The organism is Lamprobacter modestohalophilus, from assembly GCF_016583905.1.
In the GTDB taxonomy this organism is placed as follows: Bacteria; Pseudomonadota; Gammaproteobacteria; order Chromatiales; family Chromatiaceae; genus Lamprobacter; species Lamprobacter modestohalophilus.
Genome location: NZ_NRRY01000003.1, coordinates 268,669 through 290,479 on the forward strand (window position 1 = coordinate 268,669; position 21,811 = coordinate 290,479).

The 21,811-nt window shown below is 64.1% G+C and carries 26 protein-coding genes; 15 read left to right on the forward strand and 11 right to left on the reverse strand.

Annotated features, from left to right (window positions below):
- Window positions 1-19: 19 nt before the first annotated feature.
- The 7 genes from CKO42_RS03420 to CKO42_RS03450 form a co-directional block, all read right to left on the reverse strand.
- On the reverse strand, window positions 20-523 hold the full coding sequence (locus tag CKO42_RS03420) for a hydrogenase maturation protease (RefSeq protein ID WP_200238802.1): 504 nt from the start codon (window positions 521-523) through the stop codon (window positions 20-22).
- A complete protein-coding gene (locus tag CKO42_RS03425; protein ID WP_200238806.1) occupies window positions 484-1,944 on the reverse strand; it encodes a Ni/Fe hydrogenase subunit alpha in 1,461 nt (486 codons plus the stop codon). The genes CKO42_RS03420 and CKO42_RS03425 overlap by 40 nt, the downstream gene beginning before the upstream one ends.
- Window positions 1,937-2,905, reverse strand: a complete 969-nt coding sequence (locus tag CKO42_RS03430; RefSeq protein ID WP_200238810.1) for an NADH-quinone oxidoreductase subunit B family protein — start codon at window positions 2,903-2,905, stop codon at window positions 1,937-1,939. The genes CKO42_RS03425 and CKO42_RS03430 overlap by 8 nt, the downstream gene beginning before the upstream one ends.
- Before the next feature lie 22 nt (window positions 2,906-2,927).
- Window positions 2,928-3,770, reverse strand: a complete 843-nt coding sequence (locus CKO42_RS03435; protein WP_242479079.1) for an FAD/NAD(P)-binding protein — start codon at window positions 3,768-3,770, stop codon at window positions 2,928-2,930.
- Window positions 3,767-4,888 (reverse strand): 4Fe-4S dicluster domain-containing protein, encoded by a 1,122-nt coding sequence (locus tag CKO42_RS03440; protein ID WP_200238814.1) that lies wholly within the window; start codon window positions 4,886-4,888, stop codon window positions 3,767-3,769. Before CKO42_RS03440 ends, CKO42_RS03435 begins: the two co-directional genes overlap by 4 nt.
- Entirely contained in the window at window positions 4,885-5,031 is a 147-nt protein-coding gene (locus CKO42_RS03445) for a hypothetical protein (protein WP_200238818.1), read from the reverse strand. Before CKO42_RS03445 ends, CKO42_RS03440 begins: the two co-directional genes overlap by 4 nt.
- Window positions 5,032-5,638: 607 nt before the next feature.
- Window positions 5,639-6,166, reverse strand: coding sequence for an MOSC domain-containing protein (locus CKO42_RS03450; protein WP_200238822.1), 528 nt, complete (start codon window positions 6,164-6,166; stop codon window positions 5,639-5,641).
- A 154-nt stretch (window positions 6,167-6,320) separates the two neighbouring features.
- On the opposite strand from CKO42_RS03450, the gene CKO42_RS28435 reads away from it, so the two are divergent.
- Together CKO42_RS28435 and CKO42_RS27860 are read left to right on the forward strand one after the other, a co-directional pair.
- The gene (locus tag CKO42_RS28435; protein WP_420844259.1) at window positions 6,321-6,518 is read left to right on the forward strand and encodes a hypothetical protein; all 198 of its coding nucleotides are present in this window, start codon (window positions 6,321-6,323) and stop codon (window positions 6,516-6,518) included.
- A gap of 118 nt (window positions 6,519-6,636) precedes the next feature.
- Window positions 6,637-7,023, forward strand: a complete 387-nt coding sequence (locus CKO42_RS27860) for a hypothetical protein (RefSeq protein WP_338034836.1) — start codon at window positions 6,637-6,639, stop codon at window positions 7,021-7,023.
- A 130-nt stretch (window positions 7,024-7,153) separates the two neighbouring features.
- Here the strand turns inward: CKO42_RS27860 and CKO42_RS03465 are convergent, their stop codons facing one another.
- A complete protein-coding gene (locus CKO42_RS03465) occupies window positions 7,154-7,387 on the reverse strand; it encodes a hypothetical protein (protein ID WP_200238826.1) in 234 nt (77 codons plus the stop codon).
- Between the two features lie 257 nt (window positions 7,388-7,644).
- Here CKO42_RS03465 and CKO42_RS03470 point away from each other — a divergent pair, with 257 nt between their 5' ends.
- The 11 genes from CKO42_RS03470 to CKO42_RS03515 all read left to right on the forward strand — a co-directional run bounded on the left by CKO42_RS03470 (window position 7,645) and on the right by CKO42_RS03515 (window position 15,128).
- The gene (locus CKO42_RS03470) at window positions 7,645-7,956 is read left to right on the forward strand and encodes a hypothetical protein (protein WP_200238831.1); all 312 of its coding nucleotides are present in this window, start codon (window positions 7,645-7,647) and stop codon (window positions 7,954-7,956) included.
- Window positions 7,956-9,278, forward strand: a complete 1,323-nt coding sequence (locus CKO42_RS03475) for a hypothetical protein (protein WP_200238834.1) — start codon at window positions 7,956-7,958, stop codon at window positions 9,276-9,278. The genes CKO42_RS03470 and CKO42_RS03475 overlap by 1 nt, the downstream gene beginning before the upstream one ends.
- A gap of 11 nt (window positions 9,279-9,289) precedes the next feature.
- On the forward strand, window positions 9,290-9,493 hold the full coding sequence (locus CKO42_RS03480) for a hypothetical protein (protein ID WP_200238837.1): 204 nt from the start codon (window positions 9,290-9,292) through the stop codon (window positions 9,491-9,493).
- Window positions 9,481-9,873: a DUF2325 domain-containing protein gene (locus CKO42_RS03485; protein ID WP_338034837.1), complete on the forward strand. Its 393-nt coding sequence runs from the start codon at window positions 9,481-9,483 to the stop codon at window positions 9,871-9,873. Before CKO42_RS03480 ends, CKO42_RS03485 begins: the two co-directional genes overlap by 13 nt.
- Window positions 9,874-10,112: 239 nt before the next feature.
- Entirely contained in the window at window positions 10,113-10,247 is a 135-nt protein-coding gene (locus tag CKO42_RS27865) for a hypothetical protein (RefSeq protein ID WP_274608872.1), read from the forward strand.
- 593 nt (window positions 10,248-10,840) lie between these two features.
- Complete coding sequence (locus CKO42_RS03490) at window positions 10,841-11,161, forward strand: hypothetical protein (RefSeq protein WP_200238840.1); 321 nt, start codon at window positions 10,841-10,843, stop codon at window positions 11,159-11,161.
- The gene (locus CKO42_RS03495; protein WP_200238860.1) at window positions 11,158-11,610 is read left to right on the forward strand and encodes a magnetosome protein MamC family protein; all 453 of its coding nucleotides are present in this window, start codon (window positions 11,158-11,160) and stop codon (window positions 11,608-11,610) included. Before CKO42_RS03490 ends, CKO42_RS03495 begins: the two co-directional genes overlap by 4 nt.
- Before the next feature lie 17 nt (window positions 11,611-11,627).
- Window positions 11,628-11,894: a hypothetical protein gene (locus CKO42_RS27100; protein ID WP_242479080.1), complete on the forward strand. Its 267-nt coding sequence runs from the start codon at window positions 11,628-11,630 to the stop codon at window positions 11,892-11,894.
- Window positions 11,878-12,297 (forward strand): magnetosome protein MamC family protein, encoded by a 420-nt coding sequence (locus CKO42_RS03505; protein ID WP_200238878.1) that lies wholly within the window; start codon window positions 11,878-11,880, stop codon window positions 12,295-12,297. The genes CKO42_RS27100 and CKO42_RS03505 overlap by 17 nt, the downstream gene beginning before the upstream one ends.
- 101 nt (window positions 12,298-12,398) lie before the next feature.
- The gene (locus CKO42_RS27105) at window positions 12,399-12,938 is read left to right on the forward strand and encodes a YtxH domain-containing protein (RefSeq protein WP_242479081.1); all 540 of its coding nucleotides are present in this window, start codon (window positions 12,399-12,401) and stop codon (window positions 12,936-12,938) included.
- A 45-nt stretch (window positions 12,939-12,983) separates the two neighbouring features.
- The gene (locus CKO42_RS03515; RefSeq protein WP_200238881.1) at window positions 12,984-15,128 is read left to right on the forward strand and encodes a heavy metal translocating P-type ATPase; all 2,145 of its coding nucleotides are present in this window, start codon (window positions 12,984-12,986) and stop codon (window positions 15,126-15,128) included.
- A 146-nt stretch (window positions 15,129-15,274) separates the two neighbouring features.
- On the opposite strand, the gene CKO42_RS03520 is transcribed toward CKO42_RS03515, so the two are convergent.
- Window positions 15,275-15,427 (reverse strand): ATP-binding protein, encoded by a 153-nt coding sequence (locus CKO42_RS03520; RefSeq protein ID WP_200238885.1) that lies wholly within the window; start codon window positions 15,425-15,427, stop codon window positions 15,275-15,277.
- 338 nt (window positions 15,428-15,765) lie between these two features.
- Here CKO42_RS03520 and CKO42_RS03525 point away from each other — a divergent pair, with 338 nt between their 5' ends.
- Window positions 15,766-17,340, forward strand: a complete 1,575-nt coding sequence (locus CKO42_RS03525) for an AAA family ATPase (RefSeq protein WP_200238888.1) — start codon at window positions 15,766-15,768, stop codon at window positions 17,338-17,340.
- A gap of 742 nt (window positions 17,341-18,082) precedes the next feature.
- Here the strand turns inward: CKO42_RS03525 and CKO42_RS03530 are convergent.
- Complete coding sequence (locus CKO42_RS03530) at window positions 18,083-19,348, reverse strand: LbtU family siderophore porin (RefSeq protein ID WP_200238890.1); 1,266 nt, start codon at window positions 19,346-19,348, stop codon at window positions 18,083-18,085.
- 310 nt (window positions 19,349-19,658) lie between these two features.
- Between CKO42_RS03530 and CKO42_RS03535 the strand changes: the two genes are divergently transcribed.
- Window positions 19,659-20,702 carry a cytochrome-c peroxidase gene (locus tag CKO42_RS03535; protein ID WP_200238893.1) on the forward strand — a complete coding sequence of 348 codons (1,044 nt, stop codon included), beginning with the start codon at window positions 19,659-19,661 and terminating at the stop codon, window positions 20,700-20,702.
- Window positions 20,703-20,777: 75 nt separating this feature from the next.
- On the opposite strand, the gene dmeF is transcribed toward CKO42_RS03535, so the two are convergent.
- The gene (gene dmeF / locus CKO42_RS03540; protein ID WP_200238896.1) at window positions 20,778-21,803 is read right to left on the reverse strand and encodes a CDF family Co(II)/Ni(II) efflux transporter DmeF; all 1,026 of its coding nucleotides are present in this window, start codon (window positions 21,801-21,803) and stop codon (window positions 20,778-20,780) included.
- Window positions 21,804-21,811: the final 8 nt, after the last annotated feature.

Here is a 21,811-nt window from a genome sequence, read left to right on the forward strand (position 1 = left end):
CACCGACGGATCGCTGACTTCACTCAATCACCATCCCGGAGATGGCGTCAGCGAGCGGTCCCATGGCGACTGCCAACGCCGGCGTCAGCTCGAGGCCGGTCTGCCGGGTGAGCATCGGGTCGATGCTGATGACATAGATATCCAGCGCCAGCGGCAGCATGCCCAGACTGCGGCCTAGGGCGAGTGTGTCGGCGAGCCCGAGCCCATGGCTAGAACTGGTGTCCGCATTCCTTGTTGCTACGCTCCTTGTTGCTAGGTCATCGATCGACAGACGCTGTATGGCGCCAATACGGGTATTGGTTACCACCGCGGCGTCGATCAGCACGACATGCTGCAGGTCGGCGATGTACGCCAGCAGAGCAGGCCCAGGCCGGTCGAGCTTCAGGACCCGAGCTTGGTGCGGACTCAAGCGCTCGGCGAGGGCATCGGCCAGGCACCAGCCGACCCGGTCGTCGCCCCAGGGCGAGCCGAGACCGATGACGGTCAGCGGTTTAGGGTCAAGCGCAGGAAATGGGTCGCGCATGAGATACAGGGGTCGTAGTTGCGGATCACCTGCTCGCCCGCCTGCCGCAATCGGTCGGCATCTGCGTTCAGACCGATGCGGGTGAGGGTCTGGGCCAGGTCCGCCTCGATCCGCGCTTGGTTCTGGCTGGTGGGTGGCACGATCCGGGCCTGCTGGATGAGTCCATCAGCGTCTAGATCGTAGCGATGCCAGAGCAGCCCGCGCGGGGCCTCGCTGACGCCGCGGGCGATCCCGGCACGGGGTGCCAGCTCGGCATAGGCCGGGGTCTGCGGGGCAACGTCAGCCAGGATCTCGGCCGCCTCCAGCGCAGCCTGCAGGATCTCGACCGCGCGGGCGATGACGCTTTGAGCCATGTCGTGGCTCGGGAAGTCGATGCCCAGCTCGGTGAGCAGGGCCTGCACGCGCGGGTGCAGCCGGTCCTGGTTCAGGTTGACACGCGCGAGCGGGCCGACCAGATAGGGCTCGCCTTCCAGCAGTCCATGCAACGCGGTGGAGTGGGGCACCTGATGCTCGCTGAAGTGCGCTTCGAAGTCGTCCACTGAGATGTCGAGCCCGGACTCGGCGACGATGCGCTCTGCCATCATCGGGTACTCCAGGGGATGGCGCAGCGAGACGCAGTTGAAGTGCTGCGGCTGTTGCGGCAGCGGCAGCGCAGCGGTCCAGCGCAGCAGCGCCTCGGCCGCCGGCACGGCGCGCTCGGCCTCGGCTGCCACCGCGGCGACATCGGACAGCGCCGGCGCGTGCCAGAAGCCGCCGACCCGGGCACCCACGGGGTGCACCGAGCGGGCGCCGAGGAGCGCGATGATGCGATTACCGAAGGCCTGCAGCGCCAGCCCGCGACGCAGCTCGTCGCCATGGCTGGCGGCCATGGCGATAGCGCTGTCGAAGCCGAGGAAGTCCGGCGCCGCGAGCAGATGGATGTGCAGGGCGTGGCTCTGAATCCATTCTCCGCAGTAGAACAGGCGGCGCATGCGCCGGACCCAGGGCGCCAGCTCGCTGTCTCTTTGGCTGCCTGACACGCTGTTCCGCTGGCTGTCCGGCCGGCTGCCTGGCGGGTTGTATGGCCCTTTGTCTGTCTGGCTATTTCGTCCGGTCTCTGGCTCGCTGTGTGGCGCGCCAGAGTGTTTCTTTGAATCACCCTCTGGATCGCGCGGCGCATCGAGGGCAAACAGCCGCTCGATAGCACTGACGCCACTCATCTGATAGGCCACCGGGCAGATGCCGCAGATGCGCGCCACCAGATCCGGAATCTCGCTGTAGTGATGGCCAACCAGGAACTGCTCAAAGAATCGCGGCGGCTCGAAGATGCGCAGCGCTAGATGCTCGATTCGATCGTCGCGGATGCTGACCTCGAGTCCGCCTTCGCCCTCGACGCGGGCCAGGACGGACACCTCGATGCGGCGGCTGGACGGCTCAGTCATCGTCATCCTCCTTGCTGGTCATGCTGAGGTTCCTATCCGCGCTGGTCATGCCGCTGGTCATGCTGCTGAGCATGCTGCTGCCCCTGTCCGCACTGGCCAGATCGCGGCCCCGATCGGCGCTGGCCGTTGCTGAGCCGGCCTGTAGCTTCGGGTGCCACGCGCGCACCCGTTGCTGGAAGGGCTCGGCGCCGCTCTGCTGGAACAGGAAGCGTCGTGTGACGGCCTCGGCATCCAGACCCAGCTCTGCGAAACGCTGCGCCAGCGTGGCGACTTCGGGGTTCTCCGCCGGTCCGTAGCAGCCGTAGCAGGCGCGGCCGAGGCTGGTGCAGAGCGCGTCGCAGCCGGTGACGGTGACCGGGCCGAGACAGGGGGCATCCTGGGTCACCAACACGCACACTTGGCCGCGGCGCTTGCAGTCCAGACAGACCTTGTCCTGCTCGGCAAAGGGGGTGGCGCCGGCGAGTAGGCTGGCGAGCGCGGCGAGCACCTGCGTCGTGCTCACCGGGCAGCCCGGCAGTTCTAGCTCGACGTGCACGTGCGCCGCCACTGCATCAGCGGTGGGCCGGGCGTCGATGTGCTGCGGCTCGGGATAGAGGGATGCGATCCAGGCCTCGGCGTCGGCCAGGTTTCTGAGCGCCTGCGGGCCACCGGCGGTGGCGCAGGCACCGATGGGCATCAGCCAGCGGCTACGGGCGCGGATGGCCTGGATACGCTTGGCCTCCTCCGCGGTCGAGACGCTGCCCTCGACCAGCGCGATGTCGGCCTCGGCGTCGACGTCGATGATGCCGGCCTCGGCGAAGTGGACGATGTCGAAGCGCTCGGCCAGCGTCAGCAGGGACTCCCCCGCGTTCAGTAGCGCCAGCTGGCAGCCGTCGCAGGAGGAGAGCTTGTGCACGGCGAGCCGTGGTCGGCGGCCCAGGGTGTTGGCGGGCTCAAATGGGGGGCTTGGGGGGCTAGTCATGCGCTCTCTGCTCCGGCGTTGGTCAGAAGCCCTTTTGGCCCAGCAGCCAGCTGATCTCTGACCAGGGGAAGACGGGGCCGTCGCGGCACACGAAGTAGGGTCCGAGCTGGCAGTGCCCGCAATGGCCGACGCCGCATTGAAAGCCGCGCTCCAGGCTCAGCCAGATGCGGTCGTCGCTGATGCCTAGCGCCACTAGTCGCTTGGCGGCGGCGAGCATCATGGGCTCGGGGCCGCAGATCAGGGCGATGCTCGCGTCCGGGCGCAACGGGATCTCGTCGAGTAGGTCGGTCACCAGGCCGACATGGTCCTGCCAGTGGTGGTCCGGCTGGTCGGCGGCAAGCCGCACCACGGTGTTCGGCAGCTCGGCCCAGGCGTCGTAACGTGCGCGCCAGAACATATCGGCCGCGTGTTTGACGCCCTGCAGGATGACCAGCTGGCCGAAGTCTGCGCGGCGAGCGAGAGCGTAGTCGATGGCCGCCACCACCGGCGCACAGCCGAGGCCGCCGGTGACTACCACCAGGTCTTGCCCTTCAGCCTGGTCCAAAGGCCAGCCGCGGCCATAGGGACCACGCAGGCCAATGCGATCGCCCGTGCTGAGCCTCGCCAACACCCGGGTGACACGGCCGACGGCGCTGATCGTATGCGCCAATCGCTGCGGCTGTTCGGGGTCTGAGGCAATGGAGATCGGCACGCCGCCGACCGCCGGCACATAGAGCATGTTGAACTGGCCGGGCAGGAAGCGGTACGCGGCCCGCGCGTCGGCATCGGTGAGGCGCAGATGGAGGGTACACAGACTTTGGGTCTCGTCATCCCGGGAGAGAACCTCCGCCTCCCAGGGTGGCCCCATGGCGGTGGCGGTGCTCATGGCGCCTCCTGAGCGGACTCGCTGGCATCGGCGCAGATGGCGTTGGTTTCGGCGGTGAGGTCGATGCCGACTGGACACCAGGCGATGCAGCGCCCACAGCCGACACAGCCGGAGCGGCCGTACTGGTCGTGCCAGCCGCCGAGCTTGTGGGTGAGCCATTGGCGATAGCGGGTGCGGGTGTCGGGCCGCAGCAGACGTCCGTGGACGTAGCTATGCTCGGCGGAGAAGCAGCTGTCCCAGAGCCGCAGGTGCGTGCTGCTGCTGCCGTCGATGGACGGCTGCTCGCGCTCGGTGGAGCAGAAGCAGGTGGGGCAGACGGCGACGCAGTTGCCGCAGGCCAGGCAGCGGGTGGCGACCTCGTCCCACCGCGGGTGATCCAGATTCGCGAACAGTGACTCGCGCAGGTTGCGCCCGGGCAGGCTGCGGCATTGTCTCAGGCGAGCCTGCTCGATCTCGGCAGCACCCTGGGCTCGTTCTTCGTCGCTGGGTGCGCGTAGTGGGAGGGCATCGCACAAGGCGCTGCCGACCTCACTGGCTGCACGCACCAGGAAGCCGGTGTCCAGCTCGGTGAGCGCCAAATCAGCGCCGGTGCTGATCGCCGGTCCGTCGCCGGTGGAGGCGCAGAAGCAGGTGTTGGCGGGCTGTCCGCACTCCACGCCCACCAACAGCAGGTCGCGGCGCCGGCGGCTGTAGCCGGGATCAGCGCGGGGGCCAGCGAAATGCGCATCTTGGAGCGCGAGCGCCGCGAGGTCACAGGCGCGCACGCCGATGATGGCCTGTCGCTGCATTGGCTGTGGCTCGCTGGTGAAGGAGAGCCGGCCGGCGTCATCGCGCTCGGTGCGCCAGAGCCTCTCCTGGGGCGCGAACAGCAGCGGCTTGAGTGCCTGTGGTCCATTGGCCCAGGCAAAGCAGCGCGGATGATCCTGATGCTCCAGACGATAGCGGCCCGGTGTCTGATGAGCGCCGATGCCGACTGGCAGTGCGGTGGCGTCGCTGAGCCTGTCAAAGACGATGGTGCCGTCGCGCACCTGCGGGCCGATGCAGCGATAGCCGAGCGCATCGAGCTGATCGAGCAATGTCTGCAAGTGTTGCCGAGGCAGAAAGTGCGTGGCGGTCAACGCAGTCTCCTGGCTGTGCGCTGGTCGAGTGGATAGGGACCGATGGTTACGACCGCATGTCCGCGCACCCTCAGTTGCTCGGCCAGGAGGTTGGCGAGGAGGTTGGTGAGGATGCGGTTGTCATCGGCGGTGAGAATCTTCATAGAGTCATGGTACTGAATCGGATCACGTGCTGAATCGGTGCTGGCTCGACCAGATACCGGCTGTGCGAGCCCGCTTCGTGCTGCGCAGCAGAGTGGCTGAGTACGCTCATCCTGAGTCACTGCTGCTTGGCTGCGCATGACTGCGAGTCTTGAATAGTTGAGCAGAGGTCATGCCAAGTCCGCAGAGGTCATACCAGGTTCAGTCAATCTCACGCTGATGGTGGTAACCGCGCCATCGGTCGCCGCCTTATGATGTCATCCAAATCTTGGCAAAGCCGAGACGATAGCGGTTGTTATCCCCCATCGCTGGGGCATTTGCCCCGCCGCAGGCCGTATCGGCTTACCGCGTTAGCGGGCCGGACTGAGCCGACCAGGCTTTGTTCGGTGGTCCGTTCTTTGCTTGGACGCTTCTGAGGCTCCGCGATATGTCCCTGTCGGAGGGGCCTCTAAACAGGAAGCTGCCTTTGCTCCTGCCCGGCCAGTCAGCAGGCGCGGGCTGATGCTGTGCGTATGGTGATCTCCCTCTCGCGGTGGCGGATCGGAGTCGCATCAATGCGTTCGAGGCGCATTGGCAGATCCAGTTAGCGGGCACAGGCCATTGAGAGCGCTATCCTTGCCGAGCCGACGCTGAGACCTCGACGCGGTCACCCACCTTGATCAATCCCGTTGTGCGTACGCGAAGGCAGTGGCCGGACTGACGCCCCAAGGCCTTGGCCGTTCCCGGCCCAGAGACGCGGTCGAGGTAACCGCACGGCGGGCGAACCCGGTGCCAGTCGAACACCACCTCGCCGATGCGAATCTCTCGGTGGCGCAGCTCAGTCCGCGCCAACCCGGACACGACCAGATTCCGCCGATGTTGACCGGCCTCGAGTGATAGCCCCTGTCGGCGCTGCGCACGCGCCAGATCCTCGGCGTGGATCAGCGTGACCTGACAGCCATCGGTCAGCCGCCAAAATCCACGGCCCAACGCGTATCGATCATCGGCGAGCCCCGCGTCAATCAGAGCCAAGGCCTGATCACGAGAGCGCATCGGCGCGCCGGCGTAGTCGGCGACGAAGATCGCCGACAGTCGACCCACCTGGCCGCGTTCGCGACGCAGGCGCTGTGTCAGTAGCCAGTGCAGCCAAGGAGGCATCGGTTGCTCCATTCGATCACGCAGGGTTTCGGTCAAGGTGATCAGTTGCGGTCCAGGCAGCGGATGGGCAAGAGAACACGGCCTAGCGGCTCCCGAGGCCTGATCGTTCCTAAGAGAGACCATCGGAAGAGAGACCATCGGATGCCAACAGCCGGTGACAGCAGCCATCAAGAACCATGTCGGCTTCATCTGGCCGTACAGCCACAGCTTCTGCGGTGCCTGCAATCGGGTGCGGGTCACTGCGGAAGGTCAGCTGCTGCTCCGCCTGGGCAGGAATGCTCGACCGATCTGCGGCAAACGAGCACACTTGAGTATTCGATTTTCCGTATATATCCTGAGTCTCCATGCCTGACTGCAAGCCCACCACCAGCCTGGGCGGCAAGCTCTCGCTGCTGGATCGTTTCCTGACCCTCTGGATCTTTCTGGCCATGGCGCTGGGCGTCGCGCTTGGCTAGCTGTTTCCCGAGGCCGTGGCCGCCTTCAACCAACGTCTTACCGTCGGCGAGCACACCAATCTGCTGATCGCCATTGGCCTCATCCTGGTGATGTATCCGCCGCTTGCGAAGGTGAAGTACGGCTTGATGCCGAAGGTCTTCGCGAACGACAAGATCCTCAGTCTCTCGTTGGTGTTGAACTGGATCATCGGGCCGCTGCTGATGTTCGCGCTGGCGATTGCGGTCGCTATCGCGGTGTTTGGCATCGCCCTACCGGTCGCCTTCGCTACCGTCATCGGTCCCTTGGTCGAGGTGCCGGTGCTGATTGGCCTCGTGCATGTGAGTCTGTCTTTCTATCGGCGCTTTTACCTTGGGACTGAGCGACAGCAGGGCGTTGAATCTGGCGCCACGTCGTCGAGCTAGGGCGATCTCTGCCAATCACCTAGGCATCGCGGTGTCTGCCAGCTCAGTGTTGGGCGCAGCCCTAGCGCCGTCCAGGTGCCGCTACTGGGTCTGCTGCTCTCAACGAGATCGGATAGGCCTCCCGTTGAGTTTATTCATCCAGCTCGCGCCGCAGCGCCCGCAATACATCCCAGCGCTGGCAGCGCCGCGAGGTTGGACAAGATAAAAAGGCATCGTGCAGCCAACCGCGCAGCCTTGTTTGTCTGACGGATGAACGCTGAGTAGGCTCCGGCCCCTGAATCCAGGTCGTCGCATCCGCGGCGCGCGGTGCGAGTGCATCAAGCCCATCAGCCATGCTGGGGTTGCGACGGTGACTGTTCGGCATCGCTTCACTCTCTCGTGTTGCCCGATGACCAGACAGTATCATAGCGGACAACAAATACAAATCACTCGCATTAAACTGAGAAAAGCGATGGTTTCTTCGTCAGGATTGGGGTTGACGAACAGGCAAGAGCTGCTAACCTAAGTGAGAATCGTTCTCAAAATAGCGATCCTCCAGCCAGCCCCAACGTCAAGTTCGACGGCCAGCCGGATCTGTTCAAGACCACTTGGGCCTCGAGGCCCGATGACGGAGACACTGGCATGCAACACAACTCAAACGGCACCGCTGATCTAATCCTCGCTCTTGATGCCCTCCCACTGCATCTGCCGCCTGAGCAGCTCAAGGCGCGTCTCGCGGACCTGATCCGGGCCTCGGTCAGTCAGGGGGCAGCGGCTGTGGCGGAGACGGTGGTGCGCCATTTTCAGGCGTTGTCCCTGCACCCGCAGCTCGCGGCCGATCTGGATCAGCGCGCCGCCTATTGCCGTGGTGCACACCATTGGCGTGGACTGGCCGCAATCGGCGAGCGCCCTGTGAGCCACTTTACTGGGCGCGTTCCAGCAGGAGCCCTCTAATGGCAAGCCCCTACCTGACCGACTTCAGCGCCGGGCTCGCCAATGCGCATTCGGCTGCGACCGGGCCGGAGACGAGCGCGCGGTCCTTGTCTGGAGCACGACCTGTGTCTGGACCTTTGGGCGAGTTGAATGCCGAGCAGCAGGTTGTTGGGCACAAGCCGCTGTCCAAACAGAAGCAGATTCATGGTCCGGGGTCGGTGCCAGTGCCCATGCCCATGCCCATGCCGCTGCAGCCTTCCGAGCAGGCTCGCTATCTCGGCCATTGGCCGGAGCTTTTGGCCGATCTGGAGCTCCTCGGGCGCGTCTGGGTCGAGACCGAGCAGCCCGGTCTTCGCATCGCCCAGCGTCAGCGGCTCGGTGGACTGCGGGTGCAGGGCATGCTGGGTTATCTGGACAGGCCTGAGTATCTACTGCGGGTCCTGCTCGATCAGTGCTCTGCGCTGGTCTCCCAAGACGATCAGCAGGGCTTGGTGATCGAAGACGCGACTCAGCAACCGCTGGTAAGGGTTCAATTGGAGGCTGGGACGCATCCGCTGCCGTTGCATCTGCTCTTATCCAGCCTTGGGGCCAATGGGCGCCGCGTGGTGCCAGCGTCACCGCAGCAGGATGAGCGGCAGATGGCCGCGCTCGAGCGGCATGCGATCCACCGCTTGCAGCGCGATTGTCAGGCCTTGGAGCCGGAGTCGGAACTGGAGATGAAAGGCCCCGAGTCGGGGTCTTTTGGACCAGGGCTTTTTGGGCTGAGCTTCCGCGATTTGGCCGAGCTGAGTGGGCGCCTGAGTCTGAATCCCGTGCCTTGGAGGCGGGCTGCGGCGCGCGGTGATGAGCATGCGATCGCGGTCGATCCATCGTTGGTGCCCTGTGCGCTCGAGACGCTCGTCGATCAGGTGCATCCGCTGGCGCTGAGTAGCGGAAGTACGGGTTGGGTCAGCCGCTCGATCCAACAGTTCTATGGCCACGCCTATATCGATGGGCAGCTCTCACTGCGCGGTGACGATGCGCGACTCGAGCTTGATGTGCGTGCGATCGACAGCGCTTGGGTTGTCGGCGAGCGCATCGGGGAGATCGATCGGCGCTCGCTTCGGCTCTACGACGAAGAGGGTCGAGCCATGGCGATCATCGCCTCCGCCTCCGCCTCCGCCTCCGCTGCCGCTGCCGCTGCCGACCGCGACGGCTGCGCAGACGAATGGAGCACCGGGGTGGCCGACACGGTTGAACCTCGGTCGGCGACTTGCCCCCCGTTTTGGTCTCAGGGTTGCACCCGATTCCGTCGAGACGAGGCGCGGCTTTGGACCACCTTGATGAACGCGTTGACCAGTTGAGTGCTTCCGTCATGTGTCAAAGATGTCAACGATTTGGCTTTAAGCTGCGCCAGGCGATCTCGGGATCAGCGCTGCCTAGCGTCGACCTCGGGCCGGTTGAGGCGCTCGATCAGGCGATACCCGAACAGGCGTCCAAACAGGCGTCCAAACAGGCGACCGAGTCGCGTGGCGGCACTCGGGGACGCAGCCGGCTCTGGGAGGCGTGTTTGACCTAGATCTGGCGGGGCGTCGCATTCTCTGCGTCGGCGGACGCAGCGATCTGGCGCCGCGCTACCGCGATCTGGTGCAGCGCTGTAACGGCGAGCTGGTTCGCCACGACGGCGGCCTCGAGGACAGCCAACAGCGCCTAGAAGCGGTGCTGGCGAGTGCCGATGCGGTGATCTGTCCGGCCGACGCCGTCAGCCACAACGCCTACTCGCGAACCAAGCGCTTCTGTAAGCGGATGGGCAAGCCCTGTGTGCTGGTGCCGCGCTCAAGCCTGGGTGCCTTTGCTCAGGCCCTGACGGCGCTTGCCGATCCTCCCGACCAGCAGGCGCCGCAGGGCCCGTTCAGCCTGGACAATGAACGGATGCTACGAGCGCGTCAGGCAGCCTGAGCCGAGAGACCCGGCCTGGTCGGCTTGATGCTGTTCTCCTTCAGACTGGTTGATTCAAGATGCTTAAAAACCCCAATAAGGGGAGGGGTGCTGCAATGCGGACACCAAGCAATGACCCGTTGACTGCCGTGCGGACATCCGTTCGGACATCCGTTCTGACAGCAGTCCGGCATGGATGGAGAAAGACTTGCCGGGTGGCTCGCGCGATGAGTGCAGGCCAGCCTGGAGCAGTCGGATTGATGCCAGCCGTACTGATCGTCGGGCTGGCACTTGGGCTGATGCTCTGGGCTTTACCCGCACAGGAGGTCGGCGCTCGATCGACCTTGCAGTCGCTGACGATGCCATCTCATCTGAGCTCCCCGGCTGAGCGCTGAGCGGAAAGCCTCGGGGATTGTCAGAACGTAATGCAAGCGGTTATCATAAAGCTTCAGCATTCAGAGCGCCGATCAGGAGCGACATGATGAGCGAAGCGGAGCATGAGGCAGCAGGCGCGGGTGGGTCGCGGCATGCGGGCGGTGGAGCAGAGACTGGGAGTTCGTCTGCGCAACAGGTAAACGCTGGACCTCAACCGCAGGCTGCGGCAAGGGGGCCTGCTCAGCAGACGCCAGGCCCAGCGGGAGCTGATGCGAGCGGCGGTCAGTTCGGGGCTTACCCAACGCAAGGGGCGCCTGGCTATGCGGTCCAGCACCAGGCCTATGACCAGCACCCATTTCAGCCTCAGCCTCAGCCTCACTATCAGCCCCAGTTCCAGCCTCAGTATCCACCCGGACATCAACCAGGCTATCAGCCTCAGTACCATCCCCAGCAGGTCGCGCATGGACAGGGCGGCTATGGCTATCCGTATCCAGGGCCAGCCATGGGGGCTCCTGCTTATTCAGGTGCTTATGCCCCCCATCAGGCTGCTGGGTATCCGCCACCGGGATATCAGGCCTATGCAGCGGGTGCGATGCCCCACCAGGGAGCACCCATGGGCGCACATTCAGCGGGAATGGCAGGCGCAGGGCAGGGGCTAGGTCCCGGCCCACAAGCGGGGATGCAGCAACTGTTCGAAGAGCTTGCCGAGGGCGGCAATGGACTCAACACCCTGACACGGATGTTCAGCCTTGACGACACCGAGCTCTGGAAGGGGGCGCTGGTGGGTGCTGCCGCAGTGCTGCTGCTGACCAACGATCAGGTCCAGGATGCTCTGTTTAAGTCGGGCGCCAAAGCCAAGAGCGCCGTGAAGAGCGGCACTGACAAACTGAAAGAGCGGGTGTCGACATCGTCCGAAAACGAGGGCGATTCATGAGCGATGATCATCTCGCGCAGATGCAAACCTCTGCTCCCTTCTCTTCGACCTACTATCCGACCTACTATCCGGCGGTGCCTGCCAATGCTCCGGCTTTGCTAACCGACCATCACCCCTTCACCGATAGCCGCTTTCTGGTCCCTGGATCGGCTCCTTCGGATGGTTGCTCGGCGATCGCCCAGCTTGCGCTGCTCGGTGCCGTGATCGGCGGCTCGGCCGCGGCGGGTGCCAATATCCGCCGGCTGCAGCGCGCGGAGGTCGATACCGTAGACGCCCTGGCCGATACCGCCCGAGCCGCCTTGGCGACCGCTGCAGCCAGCGCCGTCGCTGGCGCTGCGGCCAGCGCCGTCCGTCAGCAAGGTCTGCTGCGGCTCGGCGTGCTCTTTGCCAGTGGCACGGCGGTGATGTATGGCATCCAGCGCTACCTCGAGCGAGGTACTGACGCATGAGTCGGGCGGAGCATGGCATGCAGCGCCAGCGCCATGGGGTGGCCAAGAACCTCGCCGAAGGCATCGGTGGCCTGATCGTCGGCGCCGCGCTGGTGGTGCTGGCCAGTCAATGGCACAAGCGTCGCCGGAAGGGCGCCTTGACGACAGATCACACCGATGCCGATGCCGATGCCGATGCCGATGCCGATGTCGAGACTGGGTCCGCCGATCACTCCGCGCCCGCAACCACCGACACCAAGGCCTCACACTCATCCGGAAGCGACGCTTATGAGCCAGTACGATGACCAATCCTGGTATCCGCCCATGGCCAGTGGCCAAGGGACGCCAGCCTACCCTGTGTCCTGCAATTCAACGCCTTACAGTCCGAGCGCAGCGTTCCAGATGGCCAAGCTCGGCGCCCTGATTGGGCTCACCGGCGCGGGGGCCATGAATCTGCATCGCTACCAGCAGGGCGAGCTGGCGCCCAGTGAGGCTGCGCTCAACACGCTGCGTGCCGGCGTTGCCTCCGGGTTGGCGACCGCTGCGGCAACCTTGGTAGCCAGTCAGTTTCGCAGTCCGACCTTGGCGGTCGCTGCCACCTTGGTCACTGGCACGGCGGCGATGTATGCGCTGAATGCCCCGGCGCCCTCGAAGCCTGACCAGGCTCCTGACTTGACGGGCACCGAGACCGATGCCGAGCCTGCTTAAACGGCTGAATGCAGACTTTCCAGGCTGAATCTAGGGTCCGCAGATGAGCTGAATGCCATCCGCGAGACGCTGTTTTTAACCTCCTACACGAGCCTCTGATCATGAGCAATTACGCCAATCCACAAGGACCTGTTCCGCCCGGTCAGCCGCCAGCGCAAGCCTCCTCTCACCCTTATAGCTCCCAGCCCTCGATGCCAGGCGCGCCCATGCAAGGCGCCCCGATGAGCGCAGGCCAGGCGATGCATCAGGGCTATGCGCCGCAGCAGCCAGGGTTGATGCCGGCCGGCGGCTATTACGCCGGCTATCATCCTGCCTATCAGCAGATGCAGCAGATGCCGATAGCTGCTCCCGGTGCCCTGATGGCCGCAGCACCGGGTGCCGGAGCCATGCCAGGCAGCGGTTATTCAGCACAGGCCGCATCCTCATCGTTCTTGAACCTCGGCAACGACCGCTTCCTCAAGGGCTTGTTGATCGGTGCCGCGGCCGCCTATCTGCTCACCAATGAGAGCGTCCAACGCACCGCGATCAAGGGCGTCGTCAAGCTCTGGGGCGGTCTACAGGGCGGGGTCGAGGAGATCAAGGAGCGCTTCCACGATGCCGAGGCCGAGATCCAGGCCTCGGAGTCGCACAAGGACGCCTGAGCCCGCGCTCAACGCCGAAACCCTGAAGCTGCTCTCATCGCGTCCGTGGCGCTCACCAACTACCGAATCATCCATGAGGTGCCAGGCCGCCTGCGCCTGCGCATCCCAGCCCTGGGCGAGCCCGGCTATGAGGCCTCGGCGCTCGAGGATTGGATCGACGCCGCGGCGCCGACCCTGGAGGTGCGCGCCAATCGGTCCGCGCGCACGCTGATCATCCACTACCAGGGCGGTGCGGAGGCGCGGCGCTCGCTCTTGCGTCGGCTCGAGCACTTCTCCGGCGAGCTGATCCCCGGCTACAGCGAGGATGGCATGCGCGACGCCGAGATCGCGCCGATGATCACGACCCTGTTCACGCTGGCGGCGCTGCCCTTCTTGACGCCCAGAATGCGGGTCGTGCTCACCTTCGCCAACGTCGGCTCCACCCTCGCCAAGGGCGCCGACACCCTGATCCATGAAGGCATCAAGGTCGAGGTACTGGATGCACTCGCGGTCGGCCTCGCCGCCGCCAACGGCAAGCTGTTCACCGCCAATCTGACCGATCTGCTGCTCGATCTCGGCGCGTTCCTGGAGCGCCGCACCCAGCGCCAGTCCGATCGGTTGTTGCGTCGGTTGTTGCGACCCGACCCGGCCATGGCCTGGGTCGAGCGTGACGGCGAGCTGGTGCAGGTCTCCGGCGACGAGGTCGGCCTCGGCGAGACGGTGGTGGTCGGTGTCGGCGAGACCATCCCGGTCGACGGCCATGTCATCGATGGCTTGGCGCTGGTCAATCAGGCCGGCGTCACCGGCGAGGATGTGCCGGTGCGTAAGGAGGCGCCGGCGCGGGTCATCGCCGGCTCGGTGCTGGTGGAAGGGCGCCTGCGGCTCGAAGCCACGCGCGTCGGCGAGGACACCACCACCGCCCGCGTCTCGCGCTTCATCCAGGCCTCCCTGGCCGAGCAGGCGGCAACGCAACGCCTGGCCGATGAGCTGGCCGATAAGCGCGTCTATCTCACCCTCGGCACCGGCGCGGCTGTCTATGCGCTGACCCGCGATCTGGCGCGGCTGCAATCGGTGTTCCTGGTCGATTATTCCTGCGCGCTGAAGCTCGGCACGCCGGTCGCGTTCAAATCCGGGATGTCGCGCGCCGCTGAGCATGGCGTGCTGATGAAGGGCGGCGAGGCGATCGAGACCCTGGCCGAGATCGATACCCTGGTGTTCGACAAGACCGGCACCCTGACCCACAGCGATCTGCTGGTCACCGATGTCGTGGTGCTGCCCGGCAGCTGTGCCTGCACCGAGACCGAGCTGCTGGCGATGGTGGCCTCGGTCGAGGAGCATGCCAGCCATCCGATTGCCCAGGCCGTGGTCGAGGCCGCGCGCGAGCGCGATCTGGCGCATATCTCCCACGGCGAGGTCGACTATCTGGTTGCCCATGGCCTGCAGGCCGAGCTTGACGGCGGGCGCATCGTGGTCGGCAGCCGGCATTATCTGGAAGCGCACATGGCGATTGACTTCCAGATTCATCAGGCGCAGATCGACGCGTTGCAAGCGGAAGGCAAGACCTTGCTGTTCGTCGGCAACGCCGACGGGGCGGTGGGGCTGATCGCGCTGCGCGATACGTTGCGCGAGGAGGCCCCAGCGGCGCTCGAGCGGCTGCGCGCGCTGGGCATCAAGCAATTGATCATGATCACCGGCGATCGGCGCGAGAAGGGCGAGGCGCTAGCCGCCGAGCTGGGGCTCGATGCCGTGCATGCTGAGATGGCCCCCGAGGACAAGGCGAGCGTGATCGAAGGCCTGCAGCGAGCCGGACACAAGGTCGGCTTTGTCGGCGATGGCGTCAACGACGGGCCGGCGTTAGCAGTAGCCGATGTCGGCATCGCCATGCCGCGTGGCGCCGACATCGCCCGCGCGACCGCCGATGTGGTGCTGATGGATGATCGGCTGCAGGCCGTGGCCGATGCTCGTGAGATCGCGGCCAAGACCATGCGCCTGATCCAGCACAACTTCACCGCCGCGGTTGGCATCAACACGGCGGTGCTCGGCGGCGCCGTGATGGGATGGCTGTCACCAGTGGCCAGCGCGCTGCTGCACAATGGCTCGACCATCGGCATTCTGGTCAATGCTCTGAAGGGGGTCTCGCTGGAGGTTGAGTCGCAAGGTCAAGGTTCGACGCAAACGCCGCCATTGGCGCTCACGCACAAGGTCGATTAAGTATCCTGGACCCTATGTCCAGGACAGCTTAGCGATGCATTTAAGTTGGCCTACTCGCCTTGTGCAGCTCATCGAACACCAGCAGGGACGCTGTGGGAACCCAGCTTTGTGCCAGCATCACTCGACGGTCGGCGAGGACGTCCCAGTTAAACAGCTGAGCAGTTGAGCAGCTGAGCATCGGGAAACTGGCCGGCCATCATCTGGGCCAGCGTGGTTTTGCCCGCCTGCCGGGGACCGGTGAGAAACACCATCTTGCGGGCGAGATCCCGCTGCACCATCGGTTTGATCAGTCGTTCCATGGCGACTATTTTTCTGTCGACTGGAAAAAAGTCAAGACTCTTTCCGCTTACGCTGGAAGATAGTCGCCTTCACGCTGCGCCGGCTTGCCTGTCCATGTCCAACAGCGGATAAGTTCAACAGCGTACCGAGAGGCTGGCTGGCAGCCGCCGGTCGCCGATCAGCACCGACTTGGTCCGGCAAGGCCGGACATTCCACCCGATCTCCGCTATGCTCGCCTAACCAACCCTGTCCAACAGGCGACAGCGATGCAGCCTGCCTACAAGCCAACGCTTCCACTTTGATGCGCTGACCCTCGAGCTTAGCAAGCTCTTGAGCTAACAACGAAATTGACCTCCCCATGCGCTTCTTCAACACCGAAGGACCCGTTCGCGCCGACGATCACTACAGCCTGCCACCCTTGCAGCGCTGGGACCTGGAGGCCGTGCTGACCCTGATCGAGCAGAAGAAATACTTCCTGCTGCATGCCCCTCGGCAGACTGGAAAAACATCCTGCCTGCTGGCCTTGGCGGCGTCTTTGAACCAGGAAGGCCGCTATCGGACACTGTATGCCAATCTGGAGCCGGCCCAACCCTATCGAGAGCAGCTGGACCCCGGCATGGCTGTAGTCGTGGAGCAGATGTCCCGTGCCGCACGCGACCAACTCGGTGACGTCGCGGCCACGGACCTGGGGCGAGCGGTGATCGCCGAGTCCACCGGCGGCACACGGGTCGAGGAGTTCCTGACCCGCTGGTGTGCGCGCTCGTCGGTACCGACCGTGCTGCTGCTGGATGAAGTCGACACCCTGATCGGCGACACCCTGATTTCCTTGCTCCGTCAGTTGCGGGCCGGTTATCCGAAACGTCCCAGCCAGTTCCCGAGCACCGTGATTCTGTGCGGGGTGCGCGATCTGCGTGACTATCGGATTCACGCCAGTTCCGAGAAGGCCGCGATCACCGGCGGCAGTGCCTTCAACATCAAGGCCCAATCGCTGCGTCTGGGGGATTTCGATCGGGTCGAGGTCGCCACCCTGCTCCAGCAACACACGACGGAGACCGGCCAGCGCTTCACCGCGGAGGCGTTGGAGCGCGTGTGGGATCTGACGCAGGGCCAGCCCTGGTTGGTCAATGCGTTGGCCTATGAAACCTGTTTCGAGAGACGGGACAGCCGGGATCGGACCCGACCGATCACCATCGAGCAGATCGAGCAGGCCAAGGAGGCGCTGATCCAGCGTCGGGTGACGCACCTGGATCAACTGGCCGACAAACTGCGCGAGGACCGGGTACGGCGGGTCATCGAGCCGATGCTCGCCGGCACGGCGCTTGGCGAAGTGTCCGAGGATGATCGCCAATATTTGGTGGATTTAGGCCTGCTGCGCCGTGCCAACGGCGGCGGGCTCGTGGTGGCCAATCCCATTTACCGGGAAGTGCTACCACGCGCCTTGGCGAGCGGTCCACAGGACTCCTTGCCACAGATCGCGCCGACCTGGCTGCATGCTGACGGTCGTCTCAACCCGGACCAGCTGCTGCTGGCCTTTCTGGCGTTCTGGCGCCAGCACGGTCAGCCCCTGTTGGGCAGCGCTCCCTATCATGAGATCGCTCCGCACCTGGTCCTGATGGCCTTCTTGCATCGCGTGGTCAACGGCGGCGGGACCTTGGAGCGAGAATACGCCATCGGTTGGGGACGGATGGATCTGTGCCTGCGCTATGGTTCCCTGACCCTGGGTATCGAGCTCAAGGTCTGGCGCGATGGGGAGCCGGACCCCTTGAACGAGGGCCTGGTGCAACTGGACGGCTATCTGGCCGGCTTGGGGCTGGACAGCGGCTGGCTGGTGATCTTCGATCGCCGCAGCGGCCAACCGCCGATCAGAGAACGCACCGACAGTCGTGAACAACCCAGTCCGCAAGGACGGCACGTGACCCTGATCCGGGCGTAAAGAGTGTTGCTTGGTTGCCTGGTCTCCTGATCACACCCGGTGCTCAGGTCGGCATGCTCTTGCGTAGTCCTAGGGAGCGCCCTAGCTTGTTGATCCCGGTCACGCGGAGTACCAACGGTCTTTTTCTCGCGGACTGGCTCGATCCGGTGACGGGCGAGCGCGGTACCACCAAGGCCGCGTTGAAAGTCTGTAAGTATTGCCTCCGTGCGCTCAATTGGCGGGGGTACAGCAATCCGCGTGATCGACTGATGTTGGCAGACGGTTTGCTCCAGACTGGGCCAGCAATCTGGGAGCAGTTCTCGATTTCTGAGTTCCTGATGGAATACTCGACGTTCTTCAGAAGCCGACCGAGCCGGAGAGATACGACAGCGCCTTTGAATGTGTATGTGGATGACTGGCCGCGGATCTCAGAGGCCAGGCGACGGGCGGCAGGATGGCGCTGTGAGCAATGCGGAGTTCATCTCTCAAGTCAACCGAGCTTGCTCCACTGCCATCATAGAAGTGGCGTCGTAACGGATAACTCGAACTCTAACCTGACAGTGCTCTGTGCCTTGTGCCATGCGAGCCAGCCCGATCACGAGCACATGAGCGTGCCGGCGTCTCATCGCACACAGATCAATCGCCTGAGAATCGCCCAAGGCATTCGCCCCAAGTGACATGGAGAGCGTCGCATCGCACTAGGACGATAGTCCTCTAAACCGCAGATGACGAAACGCCTAATCTGCGGTTCAACGACGCCTTCTCAGAACTCCACTGCAAGCTGAGCGACGAAGGCGTTGGAGTTGTTGCCGGTGCCGCCATCGCGGGTGCTGTAATCCTTGTCATGCGCGTATTCAAAGGACAGTGCCGTGCCATCGAAGATGCCGATCGACCAGCCAAACGCCCAGCGCGTCTCCGGCAGCTCGAGATTGACCGCCTCGCTGCTGCCCTGATAAGCGACTGCGGCGACCGATTCCTTGCCGAAGACCTCAAAGCTGTAGCCCAGCTCGATATTCCAGGCCGCAGGCTCGGCGCCCTTGTCCTTGAAGCTCAGGCTGTCCGGGTCGAAACGTTCGGTGGCCGATAGATACTCGCCGATCAGATTGAAGTTGCGATAGACCAGCCCGAGGTTCGCGGTCCAGCCGCCAGTGCGCTCGGTGGGGTCCAGGCTGAATTGCTCTGCTTCTGCGGGGCGTAGTTCCGCGATCTCGAGCTGACGCGCGGCGCGGTTATCGGCGACGCTGTCCTGCAGGGTGTCGGAGTCGCTGAGGTCATTGATGTAGCCAGCGCCGACCGTCCAGACCAGGTCTTCGCGCTCCTGGGCAAAGGCCAGGTTCGCGCCCCAGCTGTTGATGTTGTCATCACCATCAACCTTGTTATCGCCATTGAAGGCGTAGAGGCTGCCGCTGAAGCCTTGATAGACGAAGCCAAGCTGGGCTGCGGTCTGGCGCGTCTCGCCGATCTCGAGCGTGAGCGGATCGGAGACCAGGTTGGTCTCATAGGCGCCGAAGGGCAGGTAGAACTGACCGGCCGTGAAGAACACCGGTGTGACATCGGGATTGGCGATGGTGATCATCGCTAGATCCACCTCGAGATCGGTGTCGTCCTCTTCGTAGAGCAGGGAGGCCATGGCCTCGACCCAGTCCGTGACCTGAGCGGCGATGCCGAGCTCGAAGGTCGCGAGCACCAGATCCGATTCGCTCGAGCCCTCGTAGGGATCGACATAGACGCCTTCGACCTCGATTAGGGCTCCGATCTCGATGTTCTCGAACCAGCCACCGAGGCCGGTGCCGGCGTCGCGCTTTGTCTCCAGGGTCTCTTCCAGCCGCTCGACCCGTTGCGGTGACCCTTCGAGCTGCTGTTTTTGCTGGGCGATGGTGCGCTGCTGCTGATCGATCGCGACGGCCTGCTCACGATTCTCTTGTTCGAGGCGTCGGACGCGCTCCTCTAAAGTTTGTGCCGTCGCCTGGCCTGCGGTGCTAGCACCCAGGACCATGGCGATGGCCCAACTCAGTCGTCTGGTCTTCATGTGTTGTCGCGCTCCGATTGTAGGTTCAACGAGGTAGCGGTTTGCACCGGCAACCATGGGCCGGAAGGGGCTAGCAACGGGCTATGATCTTACTTTTATAAAAAAAGTATTACAAAGCGCCTGAAATTAACCGCTGAGACTATTTTAACGAACAATACACTAAATGAGAAGTGTTTTTATTCGCATAAAACCAACCGCAGAACTTGGTGATTCAGCATGCTACTGTTGCCGACGCAGTCGGCATCGGGCCGGCTGCTGAACACCAAACGCCAAGACCTTAAGGGTCAGCAGGCACCGGAGGAGTCTCTTGATGAGAATGACAACACTCTTAGTCGCGCTGTGGTTTGGAGCAACGAGCCTAGCCGCCGTCGCAGACGATGCGGCCTTACGTGATCAGTCAACCTCGGCTGGATTGAAGCCAGTGCCCTACGGACTGCAACCGGTCTCGGACAACCCGTTGACGCGCGAGAAGATCGAGCTTGGGCGCATGCTGTTCTTCGATCCGCGCTTGTCTGCCAGTGGCTTCATTAGCTGCAACAGCTGCCACAACCTGGGCACCGGCGGCGATGACAATATGCCAACCTCAGTCGGTCATGGCTGGCAGACCGGGCCGCGTAACTCACCGACCGTACTCAATGCCGTGTTCAACGCCGCCCAGTTCTGGGATGGCCGCGCCGCGGACCTGAAAGAGCAGGCGAAGGGGCCGGTCCAGGCAGGGGTCGAGATGGCCAATACGCCCGAGGCGGTGGTTGTCACCCTGAACAGCATGCCGGAGTACGTGGAGCGCTTTGGTCGGGCCTTTCCCGGCGAGGATGACCCGGTGAGCTTCGATAACATGGCGAAGGCCATCGAGGCCTTCGAGGTCACCTTGGTGACGCCGAATGCGCCCTTCGATCAGTGGCTGGAGGGTAACGACGGCGCGCTGAGCGACAAGCAGAAGGCAGGCCTTGGGCTGTTCCTAGACAAGGGCTGTGCCGCCTGCCATAGCGGGATCAATTTTGGCGGCCAGGACTACTATCCCTTCGGCCTGATCAAGCGACCGGGCGCGGACATCCTGCCGCCAGAAGACAAGGGGCGTTTCCAAGTGACCGAGACCGCCTCGGATGAGTACGTGTTTCGGGCTGCGCCGCTGCGTAACATCGCGCTGACCGCGCCGTACTTCCATTCCGGCCAGATCTGGGATCTGGAGCAGGCCGTCGCGGTGATGGGCACGGCGCAGCTCGGTACCGAGCTGACCGATGAAGAGGCCGCGACCATCGCCGAGTTCCTGCGCAGCCTGACCGGTGAGCAGCCAGTGGTGGAATATCCGTTGCTGCCGGTCGAGACCGCGGCAACGCCGAAGCCGCAGCTCTAGGGGCGAAGACGCTCGATCAAGATGACCCTGTGGGTCGTGTAAGCTCCTGCAGCTGCTAGCACGATGTGCATATTGTTAGAGGTTCTCAGTGTTAAGGCAGCGCTCGTCGCGACACTGTTGGACCTCGATGGTCAGGTGATCGAGGCCCGGAATCGACCGCAGCCGTTGCTTGTACTCCTCGACTGGACGTGGCTCATGCGTCACTAGGGAGAGGATGCAAGCGCGGCTGGCTGCGCCAATGCGCCAAAGATGCAGATCGGCGATCGCAAGATCTGGATCTGACTCGAGCGTGGTACGAATGCGGGCGGCGATCTCGCTATGGTCCTCGGCGTCGAGCAGGGACCGGGCGCTGTCGCGGGCCAGGCTCCAAGACCAACTGCCGATCAAGGCGGCGCCGACCATCCCCATGACCGGATCGAGGAAAACCCAGCCGAACAGCATGCCTGCCCCGAGCGCGGTGATCGCCAGCAAGGAGGTCATGGCATCGGCGAGCACATGCAGGTAGGCAGCGCGCAGGTTGTGGTCCTTGTGCTCGGCACCACGCGAATGAGGGGGCGCGTGATGATGGTCTTTATCAGGATCATGGCCATGTCCATGTCCATGTCCATGTCCGTGATGATGTCCGTGGCCATGATCATGGCCACCACCCTGCGCCAAGATCCAAGCACTGGCCAGATTCACCAACAGCCCGAGGCAGGCGACCAGCATCGCATCGGCATAGCGGATCTCGATCGGTTGGAACAGCCGACTGATGGATTCGACCAGCATCCAGACGGCACCCAGCCCGAGCAGCAGGGCGCTGCTGTAGCCGGCGAGGGTCGGAATCTTGCCCGTGCCGAAGGTGAAGCTCGGACGTTTGGCCCAACGCCGCGCGAGACCATAGGCGAAGACACTCAAGCCAAGCGCCGCCGCATGGCTGCCCATGTGCCAGCCGTCGGCGAGCAGCGCCATCGAGCCGGTCAGCCAGCCAGCGGTGAGTTCCACTATCATGGTCACCAGCGTCAGATAGACGACCCAGCGCGTTCTTCGCTCGGCCTTGAGCTCCGCGCTGGTGCTGAAATCGTGCTGGTGCTGCCAGGCGTCGACACTGTGGAATGGCATCATGGGGT